At 65.7% G+C, this 11,865-nt stretch carries 11 protein-coding genes; 4 read left to right on the top strand and 7 right to left on the bottom strand.

Annotation, left to right across the window (positions count from 1 at the left end; all coding sequences use genetic code 11):
• Positions 1-486: 486 nt before the first annotated feature.
• Positions 487-1,821, bottom strand: a complete 1,335-nt coding sequence (locus ABXH26_RS08060; protein WP_353566538.1) for an ATP-dependent 6-phosphofructokinase — start codon at positions 1,819-1,821, stop codon at positions 487-489.
• 173 nt (positions 1,822-1,994) lie between these two features.
• On the opposite strand from ABXH26_RS08060, the gene ABXH26_RS08055 reads away from it, so the two are divergent.
• Complete coding sequence (locus ABXH26_RS08055) at positions 1,995-3,302, top strand: MFS transporter (protein ID WP_353566537.1); 1,308 nt, start codon at positions 1,995-1,997, stop codon at positions 3,300-3,302.
• A 10-nt stretch (positions 3,303-3,312) separates the two neighbouring features.
• Here ABXH26_RS08055 and ABXH26_RS08050 read toward each other — a convergent pair whose 3' ends face one another.
• Both ABXH26_RS08050 and ABXH26_RS08045 read right to left on the bottom strand, forming a co-directional pair.
• Complete coding sequence (locus ABXH26_RS08050) at positions 3,313-3,741, bottom strand: YchJ family protein (RefSeq protein WP_353566536.1); 429 nt, start codon at positions 3,739-3,741, stop codon at positions 3,313-3,315.
• A gap of 43 nt (positions 3,742-3,784) precedes the next feature.
• Complete coding sequence (locus ABXH26_RS08045; RefSeq protein WP_353566535.1) at positions 3,785-4,636, bottom strand: ROK family protein; 852 nt, start codon at positions 4,634-4,636, stop codon at positions 3,785-3,787.
• A 213-nt stretch (positions 4,637-4,849) separates the two neighbouring features.
• Here ABXH26_RS08045 and fbaA point away from each other — a divergent pair, with 213 nt between their 5' ends.
• On the top strand, positions 4,850-5,881 hold the full coding sequence (gene fbaA / locus ABXH26_RS08040) for a class II fructose-bisphosphate aldolase (RefSeq protein ID WP_353566534.1): 1,032 nt from the start codon (positions 4,850-4,852) through the stop codon (positions 5,879-5,881).
• A gap of 452 nt (positions 5,882-6,333) precedes the next feature.
• Here fbaA and mdoH read toward each other — a convergent pair whose 3' ends face one another.
• From mdoH to ABXH26_RS08025, 3 genes are read right to left on the bottom strand one after another with little or no spacing between them, the layout of a single operon-like run.
• Positions 6,334-8,304 (bottom strand): glucans biosynthesis glucosyltransferase MdoH, encoded by a 1,971-nt coding sequence (gene mdoH, locus ABXH26_RS08035; protein WP_353566533.1) that lies wholly within the window; start codon positions 8,302-8,304, stop codon positions 6,334-6,336.
• A gap of 10 nt (positions 8,305-8,314) precedes the next feature.
• A complete protein-coding gene (locus ABXH26_RS08030) occupies positions 8,315-8,584 on the bottom strand; it encodes a hypothetical protein (protein WP_353566532.1) in 270 nt (89 codons plus the stop codon).
• Positions 8,581-10,071, bottom strand: a complete 1,491-nt coding sequence (locus ABXH26_RS08025) for an OpgD/OpgG family glucan biosynthesis protein (protein ID WP_353566531.1) — start codon at positions 10,069-10,071, stop codon at positions 8,581-8,583. The genes ABXH26_RS08030 and ABXH26_RS08025 overlap by 4 nt, the downstream gene beginning before the upstream one ends.
• Before the next feature lie 183 nt (positions 10,072-10,254).
• Between ABXH26_RS08025 and ABXH26_RS08020 the strand changes: the two genes are divergently transcribed.
• On the top strand, positions 10,255-11,031 hold the full coding sequence (locus ABXH26_RS08020) for a VC0807 family protein (protein ID WP_353566530.1): 777 nt from the start codon (positions 10,255-10,257) through the stop codon (positions 11,029-11,031).
• Between the two features lie 12 nt (positions 11,032-11,043).
• On the opposite strand, the gene ABXH26_RS08015 is transcribed toward ABXH26_RS08020, so the two are convergent.
• The gene (locus tag ABXH26_RS08015) at positions 11,044-11,328 is read right to left on the bottom strand and encodes a 4a-hydroxytetrahydrobiopterin dehydratase (protein WP_353566529.1); all 285 of its coding nucleotides are present in this window, start codon (positions 11,326-11,328) and stop codon (positions 11,044-11,046) included.
• Between the two features lie 100 nt (positions 11,329-11,428).
• Here ABXH26_RS08015 and ABXH26_RS08010 point away from each other — a divergent pair, with 100 nt between their 5' ends.
• Complete coding sequence (locus tag ABXH26_RS08010; RefSeq protein WP_353566528.1) at positions 11,429-11,851, top strand: hypothetical protein; 423 nt, start codon at positions 11,429-11,431, stop codon at positions 11,849-11,851.
• The last annotated feature ends 14 nt before the right edge of the window (positions 11,852-11,865 follow it).

Below are 11,865 nucleotides of genomic sequence, written 5' to 3'. Positions count from 1 at the left end.
CGGCGGTCGATGCCCGCCGCCCCCGTTCCCTTCGACATCGCGTCAGGGACCTCGACGCAGCTTCGAGGAACTTCGAGCTCTTCCTTCCCGCCCGGCGGTCGATGCCCGCCGCCCCCGTTCCCTTCGACATCGCGTCAGGGACCTCGACGCAGCTTCGAGGAACTTCGAGCTCTTCCTTCCCGCCCGGCGGTCGATGCCCGCCGCCCCCGTTCCCTTCGATATCGCGTCAGGGACCTCGAAGCAGCTTCGAGGAACTTCGAGCGCTTCCTTCCTGCCCGGCGGTCGATGCCCGCCGCCCCCGTTCCCTTCGATATCGCGTCAGGGACCTCGAAGCAGCTTCGAGGAACTTCGAGCGCTTCCTTCCCGCCCGGCGGTCGATGCCCGCCGCCCCCACTTCCCTTCGACATCGCGTCAGGGAGCTCGACGCAGCTTCGAGGAACTTCGAGCTCTTCCTTCCTGCCCGGCGGTCGATGCCCGCCGCCCCTTTCAGGCTCTCATCACCGAGGGCTGACCGGTGGCTTCCACTACCGAGCGCCAGAAATCGCCGTTCGGATCGACCTTCTTGCGGCCCCGGGTGACGACCTTCATTGGCAGGTGGACGAAGCGCTGGTGCCACCGAGCCACCACCATCCCGGTCTTGCCCGCCATCCCGGCATGCACCGCGTGGCGGGCCAGGTTGAGACAGAATACCCGGTCCTCCGGCGCCGCGGGACCACTGCGAATGGTGTAGCTCGGATCGATGTATTTCAGCGTCGCCTCCTTGCCCTGATTCTTGAAGTAGGCGTTGATGCGGTCCTTCAAAAACACGCCGATGTCCTCGTGGAGCTTGTTGCCCGAAGCATCGAGCCGGGCATCCGAGACCGGTATGAGGTCCTGACCCGCGCCCTCGGCGACCACGATCACCGCATGGCCGCGTTGTTCAAGCCGGCGGTCGAGCGCCGCCAGAAAGCCGTGCTCGCCATCGAGTTCGAACTCCACTTCGGGCACCAGCACGAAGTTCACCTCGCCGGTGGCCAGGGCCGAGGAGCAGGCGATGAAGCCCGAGTCGCGGCCCATCAGCTTCACCAGGCCGATCCCGTTCCGCGCCCCGCGCGCCTCGGCATGAGCCCCGGTGACCGCATGGCAGGCCGCGGCGAAGGCGGTCTGGTAGCCAAAGCTGCGGTCCATGAACATCAGGTCGTTGTCGATCGTCTTCGGCACGCCGATCACCGAGATCCCGTTGCCGCGCGACTGGCACTCCTCGTAGAGATCGGTCGCGCCGCGCTGCGAGCCATCCCCGCCGATCACAAACAGGATGTTCACGCCCAGCGCCTCGAGGCGGTTGACCATCACCTTGGTGTCCTTCCGCCCGCGCGAGGAACCAAGGAAAGTGCCGCCGAAGTAGGGCAGGTTCATCACCATTTCCGGCGTCAGCTCCAGCGGCCGATGACCAAAGGCGGGATCCAAGCCCTCGTAACCATACTGGATGCCCAAGATACGGCGGACACCGTAGGCATAGTAGGACTGCATCACGATGGTGCGGATCACGTCGTTCAGCCCCGGGCAAAGGCCGCCGCAGGTCACCACCGCCACGCAGGTCTGCGAGGGATTGAAAAAGATCTCCTTGCGCGGGCCCGCCAGCTCGATGGACGGCAGCGGCTCGCCGGCCGCGATCGCCTTTTCCACGATGGTGGTGTGGTCGCAGAGCAGAATGCGGTCGCCATCCGTGTGCCAACCGGTGCCCTCCGGGGAAAAGTTCCGCTGCCAGCCCGGGGAGGGAAAGCGCTTCTCGCCGAGGTTGTCGATCTGCAGTTCTTGGTGGGAAATGTTGTGGTAGCTCATGGGAAAATCGCCGTGTCGGTCACCGACGCTCGGACGCTAGCAGGCGTTCATCACATGGGAATCCCGCCGGTTGCGCAATGCCCCGCGGATTCTGATTTCATCCAACCCGCCCGCGGCGGCCATGGATTTCCCGATGGACGCCCGCCCGCGATGCCCGAAGTTGGGGGCGCGCCATGCCGGACAAGCCCCGCCCCCAGATCCCCGATCCTTCCACGGCAGACGTGCGGCGGCTCCCGGCCAGGAGGGCGAGCTTCGTCGAAACCTTCTCCGCCTTCGGCCACCGCAACTACCGCATTTTCTTCATCGGCCAGGTCATCTCGCTGATCGGGACCTGGCTCCAATCGACCGCCGAAGGCTGGCTGGTCTATCAGCTCAGCGGCTCCTCGGTCGCGCTGGGTTTCATCCGTTTTGCCAACATGCTGCCCTTCGCCCTGCTCGCCTTGTGGGGCGGCACGGTGGCCGACCGCCACCCGAAGCGCTCGATCCTGCTCTGCACGCAGGTGGCCTCGATGCTGCTCGCCCTCCTGCTCGCGCTGCTGGTGGGGATCGGGGTGATCCAGGTCTGGCACGTGGCGGCCATCGGTTTCCTGCTCGGCACCGTGAATGCCTTCGACGTCCCCGCCCGGCAGGCCTTCGTGGTCGATCTCGTCGGCCGCGACGATCTGGACAACGGCATCGCGCTGAACTCGTCGATGTTCAACCTCGCCCGCGTCGTCGGCCCGGCGGTCGCCGGCGTGCTGATCGGCATCCTGGGGATGGCCGGTTGTTTCCTGCTCAACGGCCTCTCCTACCTGGCGGTCATCGCCGGCTACGGCATGCTGCGGCTGCCGAAGATCGAGAAACGGCACGACCACCCGCCGTTCCGGAGCGCCATCCGCGAGGCCGGCGGCTACATCCTCGGCAATGGCCCGCTGCGCGGCATCATGATGCTGGTTTCCACCTTCAGCGTCTTCGGCATCAGTTTCATCGTGCTGATGCCCGTGTTCGCCAAGGACATCCTCGGCGGTGACGCCAAGACCTTCGGCATGCTGATGTCCTTCAATGGCGGCGGCGCCCTGATCGGCGGGCTGGCGCTGGCCACCTTCGGCAAGCGTTTCCCGCGCCGCAACATCCTCTACACCGGTCTCTTCGGCTGCTGCGCCTTCAACATCGCCTTCGCCCTCTCCCGCAGCATCTGGCTGTCGTGCCCGCTGCTGCTCTGCTCGGGCTTCTTCATGATCAACTTCCTCGCCACCGCCAACACCTCCACCCAGCTCCGCTCGCCGGACGCGCTGCGCGGTCGCATCATGGGCTTCTACTCGCTGGCCTTCCTCGGGCTCAGCTCGGTCGGCAGCCTGCTCACCGGCTTCCTCGCCAGCCACCTCGGTGCCACTCGGACCGTGATCCTCGGGGCCTCGGTCTGCGCCATCGTCGGCACCCTGCTGCTGCGCCGCATCATCCCCCTGCCCGCCGAGCCCGCGGTCGCGGAAAAGCCGGACTGATCCCGGCCGGTCAGGCTTTCCCGTCGAGATACTTCCACTCGCCCTGATGGCGGCGGAAACGCGAGACCTCGTGGAGTTCGAAGGGCTCGCCCTGCACGAAATACTTCGCCACGAACTCGACCTTGCCGGTCTTGTCCTCTCGTCCGCCCTTGGCCACCGCCACCACCTCGAGACCCGCCCAGTTTACCTGGTGGATCATTTTTTCGATCTCCTTCCGCAGCCCCGGCGTCCGCGTGTCGGGATGCGTCGTCTCAACCAGATAACCCGTTTCCCGGAAAAAGTAGGCGCTGTAGCGGGAGCGCATCAGCTGCTCGGCGGTCGATGCCTTGGCCTTCGAGTGGTGGTAGGGCATGCAGCAGGATTCATACGATCGACCGCTGCCGCACGGACACGCGCCCTCGTAGCGGGGCCGGTAGTGTTTTTTGTCGGGCTTGCTCATGCGGCGAGCATGCTTCGCCCGCCGCCGGCTGGCGACTCCCGTTTCAGCCCTCCCGTGCCTGCATGGCCAGCAGCAGCGCTCCGCGGATCCCCGCCTGCTGGCCGTGCCGGGGCGGCACGATGAAGGAGCCCTGCTCCAGCACCGGAAAATATCCCCCCGCCCGCTCGCGGACGATCTTCTCGATCCGCTCGTGGAAGCCCTCCGCCTGCGACACGCCGCCGCCGATCACGATCCGCTTCGGGGAAACGGTGGCCAGCAGGGTCAGGGCCGCCTCCGCCAGGTAATGGGTTTCGAAATCCCAGGCCTGGTGATTTTCCGGCAGGTCTTTCGCCTCCTTGCCCCAGCGCTTGCCGATTGCCGGCCCGCTGGCCAGCCCTTCGAGGCAGTCGCCATGAAACGGGCACACGCCCGCGAAGTCATCGCCCTCCGCACGCACCGGGCGCCAGTGACCGAATTCCGGATGCAGCGCCCCGTGAACGAGCCGGCCGCCCGAGAGCACACCTCCGCCGATGCCGGTGCCGATGGTGATGTAGACGACATCCGATAGCTTCCCCGCCTCGGCCAGCGCCGCGGCGTTCACATCCGTGTCCAGCCCGAAGGCCGCGTCAGGGAAGGCATCGAGGAGGGCCTGGCGGATTGAAAATCCCTCCCAGCCCGGCTTCGGCGTCGCCAACATGCTTCCGAAGTCCTCGCGCTCCGGATCCACGCTCACCGGGCCGAAGGCGGCCACGCCGATCGCCGACGGCTCGCCTTTTTCCCGGAACCACGCAATCGCCCGCTCGAAGGTCTCCGGACCGTCGGTCGTCTCAAAACGGTGCTCTTCCTTCACCTCGCCGGCTTCCGTGCCGACCGCCACCACCGTTTTGGTGCCGCCCATCTCAATGCCGCAGATCATGCTAACAACGAAACACGGGCTCCGCGCCTGCTCCAGCGACAATTTCGAGATGAGAACGGCCGGGCTTCCCGTGACCATGCCTGCCCCCTTCCCACCACCGGCGTTCATCGGCGGGAGAATCATCCGGAGCCCCTGCGCGTCTCCTGCCGGCAAGTGCGCATTCCGCATTCCGGGTTCGACATTGCCGGCCCCCGCCGCTACCTGACGCCCGTCATGCCAGTTGCAACTCCCGCGCAATACCGCGCCATGCTCGACGCCGCCCAGAAGGGTGGCTACGCCTACCCGGCCATCAACGTCACCTCGCTGCCGACCATCAACGGCGCGCTGCGTGCCTTCGCCGAGGCCAAGTCCGACGGCATCATCCAGGTCTCCACCGGGGGCGGCCAGTTCGCCTCCGGCACCTGCGTGGCCGACGCCGCCTTTGGCGCGATCGTGCTCGCCGAGGCCACCCACCGCCTGGCGGAAAAATACGACATCCTCGTCGCCCTCCACACCGACCACTGCCACCCGGAAAAGGTCGACTCTTTCCTCAAGCCCCTCCTCGAAGCCTCCCGCCAGCGCGTCGCCGAGGGCAAGGGCCCACTTTTCCAGAGCCACATGTTCGACGGCTCCGTGGTCCCGCTCGAGGAAAACCTGAAGATCTCCAAGGAACTGCTCAAGGAGTGCGCCGAGCTCGACATCATCCTTGAAGTCGAAGCCGGCTGCGTCGGCGGCGAGGAAGACGGCCACGACACCTCCGGCCTGCCCATCGACAAGCTCTACACCACCCCCGGCGACATGGTCGACGTCTACGAGGCGCTCAACCCGATCGGCCGCTTCCTTTTCGCGGCCACCTTCGGCAACGTCCACGGCGCCTACAAGCCCGGCTCGGTGAAGCTCAAGCCGACCATCCTCCGCGACGGCCAGAAGGCGGTGACCGACAAATACGGCGCCGAAGCCGAGATGGACCTCGTCTTCCACGGCGGCTCCGGCTCCGACCTCGCCGACATCCGCGAGACCCTCGACTACGGCGTGGTGAAGATGAACATCGACACCGACACCCAGTATGCCTTCACCCGTCCGATCGTCACTCACATCTGCGAGAACATCGAAAGCGTGCTCAAGATCGACGGCGAGGTCGGCAACAAGAAGCACTACGATCCCCGTAGTTACCTCAAGAAGGCCGAGATCTCGCTGGCCAACCGCCTGAAGGAAGCCGCCGACGACCTCCGCTCGACCGGCAACACCATCTTCGGCAAAGTTTGACCCACCATCGGAGCGCTGGCTTCAGCCGGCGCGCTCCCGTCCTCTTCAAAAGCCCGGCGCACCCCGCCGGGCTTTTTTTCGTGCAGGGGGCGGCGGGCATCGACCGCCGGGCTGGACGCAGGAGTCCGCTCGTTTGAAAAGATCCTTCGAGGTCCTCCGAGCTCGTTGCAGAGAGAGCCACGGGCTGCACGGACCTCGAAGCAGCTTGAAGAGCTTCCAGCTACCCCTCCTCCTGCCCGGCGGTCGATGCCCGCCGCCCCCGGTTGAGGCCCGCCGCCCTATGGCTCACGAAGTCTGCTTGTTCGCTTCGACGCTCGAATTCTCTCCAGCTCTCCATGGAAAACTCGCCCGATGCCGGGACCTCGAAGCGACTTCACCAACCCACCGCTACCCCTCCTCCTGCCCGGCGGTCGATGCCCGCCGCCCCCGGTTGATGCCCCCCGCTCCCTTTCTCATCCGGCTTTCCGCACCAACTGGTCCATGACTTCACGCCACGGGGCGGCGAGTTGGTCGGGCCAGCGGTTCCAGAGTTCCAGGTGGAGACGGCCGATGGCGTGCCGATCGGAAAGGAGGCTCATGCGCTCGGGCTCGCTGAGGCCGGCAGGGCCGGCTCCGAGCAGGTAGGGATCCATCGCCACATTGCCCGGATCGGCGGCGTCGCCGAGGAGGGCGAGGTGGGTGGCGTTCCACACGGGGTCGGCGAGCAGCGTTTCCAAGTCGTCGGTCGCAGCGACTTCGGAACTGTCAGCGGCCAACGCGGCCACGACCTCGCGCGGGGGCGAGATTTCCTCCGGGGTGAGGAAAAGGCGGCGCGCCGAGGGCCACGCGCGACTGCTGAAGACGGAGATGGCGACGCTGGTCATCAGCCCGAGCAAAATCGGCGAGGCAAGCACGGTGGCGGGCACGCCACCGACCCGCCAGGCAAGCACCGCCAAACCCAGTCCGAGCGCGACCTGCCAGGCGTGAGTCCGCAGCGCGAGCCGCCAGGGGGTGCCTTCCGCCCCGCGGTGCTGGGCATCCCAGCCGACGGTTTTTCCGAGCAGGTTCCACAGCACGAAGCGGGTGTGGAAGGCCATGTTGATGGGCGCAATGAGGGCCGAGCCGAGCGTTTCCAGAAAGGCTCCCAAGGCGGCGCGGCCGAGACCGCCGAAGGTGCGCCGGCGGGCGGGATCAAAGGCGAGGTCGAGCACGCACAGCATCTTCGGCAGAAACAACAACAGGGCGGTGAGGCCGAGAAGCTTCCAGGCGGGGGCGGCGTCGGTGACCTCGTTCTGCGCCATGACCGGGATCCCGAGCACGACCAGCATCAGCCACAGCGGCGAGGAGACATAGCCGAGGATGCCGTTGAGGAAATGCAGCTTGGTCCGCCAGCGGAAGCCGCGGACGCCGAGCAGGATCGAGTGCTGGAGGTTGCCCTGGCACCAGCGGCGGTCGCGCGCGGCGGCATCGATGAGCGACTGCGGGCCCTCCTCGTAGCTGCCCTCCAACTCCGGTGCGAGCCGTACTTCCCAACCGGCGGAGACCAGCAGGCCGGCCTCGACGAAGTCGTGCGACAAAATCGGCCCGCCAAAGGGCTGCCTGCCGGGCAGCTCGGGCAGCGCGCACTCGCGGACGAAAGGCTCGGTGCGGATGATGGCGTTGTGGCCCCAGAAGTTTCCCCCGCCCTGTTGCCAGAAGCCGAGCCCGTCCATGAACAGCGGACCATAAAGGCGGTTGGAAAACTGTTGGAGGCGGCCGTAAAGGCTCTCGGCCCCGACCAAGCGCGGCATGGTCTGGATCAGCGCGACGTTGGGCTCGGCGAGCATCCGCCGCCTCAGCTCGCAGAGCGTGGCGCCGGTCATGACGCTGTCGGCATCGAGCACCACCATGAACTCGTAGTCGCCACCACGCTCGCGGCAGAAGTCGGCGACGTTGCCGGCCTTCTTGCCGTGGTTGCGGGAGCGGTGACGGTAGAAAACCCGGCCCTGCAGGTTCTCCCGACTCACCCAGTCGAGCCATGCCCGCTCCTCGGCCAGCCAGGCGGACGAGCGGTTCGAATCGCTGAGAATATGGAGATCGAAATGGACGCCGTCCGTTTCCTCCATGACGGAGCGCAGGATGGACCGCAGGCCGCGGAACACGCGTCCGACCGGTTCGTTGTAGACCGGCATGAGGATGGCGACGCGGCCGTTGCCCGGCCCGAGCGCCTCGCCGGGAGCGTCGGGATTCCGCCAGCCGGTCCAGCGGATCCATGCCCCCACCGCCGCGTGGCTGAAGCCGAAGGCGAGATAGAGAAACAGCGCGGCAAAGACTCCGAAGAGCAACAGCTCGGCGGGCGTCCAGCCATCGCGGGAAAGCACCTCTCCGAACAAGCCCGCTCCGGTGAGGAAGAGGGCCAGCACGAGGCCGAAGAACAGGGCTGCCTTGAGGGGACTGCGGGTCATTGGTCCGGGATCACAGGCCCATCATGGTCATCCACGCGATGGCTCCGGCCAGGCTCGTGGCAAACAGCGGCAAGGCCACCCTTTCCCACGAGCGGCGGACGAGGCGGGGCGGCCGTTGCCAGGCAAACTCGAACGGCCGCGGCTTCATCATCGCCGGCATGCCGCCCGGCGCGAGGCGCTGGCGGGCCTCGCCGCACAGCGAGCGGGCGATGTTTTCCACGGAATCCGAGTCGCAACCGGCGAGCCGCCGGTAGACTTCGAGACTGGCTTCGGAATTCATACTTCGGGGTGCCATAGGTAACTCCAGGTTTCGGTGAGGGTGCGCCCTTCGGGCAGTAGTTTGAGAAAGCAGCGGAGCTCGACCGGATCGGTATTGTGGTCGTCGGTATCGAGCTTGAAGGCGACCCGCCAACCGCCGGTGTGTTCGTTCTTGAAACAGCGGTTCTCGGTGACGAAGCCGTTGGTGCTGGAGGTGATCTCGGCAAACACCTGGCTGTGGCGGTCCAGCCCCTGCAGCGTGGGTCCGTTGAAGTCGATCGCGAACCGGCGGGTGTCGTTGAAGAACGGATCGACGCCGACATAAGTGGCCACCGCGCGCTCGGGAGAGAGCGACTCCTCGAGGTGCATCTTCGACTTGAGGATGTACGAGTAGCGTAGTGGTTCGCCGTTTCCGACCGGCACCGGGCCCGAAGGCTCGAAAAAGGCGACGACGTTGTCGTAGCTCTCGTACTTGGTCGGCAGTTCCACCAGCCGCACCGCGCCGGGACCCATGCCCTCGCGCGCCTCGACCCAGTAGCTGGGGGTGAATTGGTAGGGGTTGTCGAGGTCCTGGTAGTTGCGGAACTCGCGGTCGCGCTGGAGCAGTCCGAAGCCGCGCGGCTCATCGACGGCGAAGGCCGAGTAGCGGATGATGGTCTGATTGACGAGCGGCCGCCAAATCAATTCACCGTTCGAGGCGGCGACCAGCAGGCCATCGGAATCGTGCACCTCCGGCCGCCAGTCGTGAAAGCAGCGCTCGCGGGAGTTCTCGCCGAACAGGAACATCGAGGTCAGCGGCGCCAGGCCGAGCGACTTCACCTCCTTGCGGAAGAACAACGAGGCGGTGACGTCCATTTCCGTGCTGACCCCCGGCACCAGCCGGAAGGCGAAGGCGCCGGTGACGCTGGGGCTGTCGAGCAGCGAGAAGAACCTCAGCTCGCGGTCGCCGGGGGCGGGCTTGACCAGCCAGTGCTCGACGAATTCGGGAAACTCCTCCAAGGCCTCGGGGTGGGCGACATTGAGCGCCAGCGCGCGGGCCGAGATGCCGTAGCGCTGGTCCTGGCCGAGGATGCGGAAATAGCTGGCACCGAGGAACGAGCCGATCTCGTCCCACTGGTCGGCGCCGCCATTGAGGGGAAACTGGATGCGGAAACCCGCGTATCCGGGCAACGATGACCAATCGACCTCATCCTCGAGGACCAGCGAGGTGTAGTCGAAACGCGCCGGGTCGAAGGGCAGAGGCTTTACCTGGGACAGATCGGACGAGACCTCATGGGCAATCACCGGCCGCTTGAACAAATAGCCGGGGTGGAACATTTCGACCCGGAACGGCGTTTCCCCGTCGTCCCACAGCCGGCCGTCGGGGCTGTGCTTGATGGCGCGGTATTGGTCGTAGGTGAGGTCGAGCAGCGGCTTGGGAAGCGCTTCTTCGAGTCGCGGCTGGGCATAGGGCTCGGCGGCCAGCTCCTTGGCACGCGCCTCCACGTCGGCGAGTCCAAATGCCGCCAAGTCGGTCGGAATCGATGCAAATAGCACCACTCCCCCCACTCCAGACGTTAGAAACCTGCGAAACACGCCACCATCTTGCAGGATTCATACCACGTGAAAGAAACGCCAGCCGCCCTTCGTAAGCGCGCGCTTTTCGATTGGCCCGTCCCGCCGGGCCTGCTTGGTTCCCTGCGATCCACCCCTATGTCCGACCCGAAGACGCACCAGGAGCATCCGCTCGCGAACATTTTCGTCAACGTCCTGATCCCCGTGATGGTGCTCAGCTACATGAGCAAGGACCCGGAGCTTCAGGAGCACCTGGGAAAAGCCGTCAAACCCTGGCACATCGGCCCGTTGAAGGCGATCATCGTCGCCCTGGCCCTGCCGCTTGGATATGGCATCTGGCACTTCGTGAAGACGCGGAAGTTCAACTTCTTTTCCGGCCTCGGGCTGTTTTCGGTGCTGCTCACCGGGGGCCTCACCCTCTACCTGTGGAACAAGGACGGCACGGTCAAGGAACACGCCGGCTTGCTGTTCGGGATCAAGGAGGCCGCCATTCCGCTCGCCCTCGGGATCGGGGTGCTGCTCTCGCGGCGCTCGACCACTCCGCTGCTCAACGTTTTCCTCTACAATGACTCGCTTTTCGACATCCCGAAGATCGAGAGGGCCGTGGAGGAACGCGACGCCACCGCCGGCTACCATCAGGTGAAAACCCAGGCCACGCTCCTGTTCGCCGCCTCGTTCTTCATCAGCTGCGTGCTGAATCTGGCGCTCGCCCAGTGGTTTTTCCGCGGCTTCGACCGCACCGCCAGCGATGCGCTGGAAACCTACAACGGCATCATCGGCAAGCTCACCGGCTGGGGCTTCGCCGTGATCGGCATCCCGCTGCTGGTGTTCCTGTTTTTCACCCTCCAGCGGCTGCTGAAGGGGCTGCGGGAAATCACCGGCCTCAAGGACGAGGAGCTGCTGCTCCCGCGCTGAGACCGGATTCCCTCAGTCGACCCGGTTGTTCACCCGGTGGGCCATTTCCATGTCGGACTCGGTCAGGCCGCCGACGTCGTGGGTGGTGAGGGTGAGCGTGACCTTCGAATACTGGATCAGGATATCCGGGTGGTGCTGGGCCTCCTCGGCGATGTCGGCCAGGTCGTTGACGAAATCGATCGCTTCGCTGAAGTCCTCGAACTCAATCGTGCGGACGATGGTTTTTCCTTCCAGCTCCCATTCGGGGAGTCGCTTCAAGGCGGCCTTCAGCTCTTCTTGTTCCAACAGGTCGGTCATGCCCTACGACACGAATCATGAATCGGAAGTTTGGCAAGTGGGTTTCGCGCGCATTTGCCCGCGGGTTGCGCAGCGGCCATGGCAGCCCTAACTTCGCGCCATGAATCGCCTGCTTTTCCTGCTGCCCCTGGCCCTGATGCTGGGGGCCTGTGTTCCCTCCACACCCGAGGCCCGGATCGCCGAAAACCCCGGCGCCTTCCAGTCGCTCAGCTCGAAGGACCAGGCGCTGGTCCGGCAGGGCCGGATCGAGGAGGGCATGCACCCCAAGGCCGTGCGGCTGGCCTGGGGAAATCCCGCCCGCGAGTATGAAGGCGAGGACAGCGGAAAAAACACCCGGGTGTGGGAATACGATCGTGACCGCCCCGTCTACACGACGAATTTCTACGGCGGCTACGGCTACGGCCGATATGGCGTGCGCCACTATGCCTTCGACCTGGGTCCGGAGATCGCCTACGTGCCCTATCGCGTGGCCACCGTGTGGTTCCGCAACGACCGGGTGACGAAATGGGAACGGGTGCGCTGAGCACCGCGTCCCCG

The organism is Haloferula sargassicola (genome assembly GCF_040362925.1).
Taxonomy (GTDB): Bacteria; Verrucomicrobiota; Verrucomicrobiia; order Verrucomicrobiales; family Akkermansiaceae; genus Haloferula; species Haloferula sargassicola.
The sequence above is the reverse complement of the archived record's forward strand: the minus strand, read 5'-3'. Positions and strand labels throughout refer to the sequence as shown.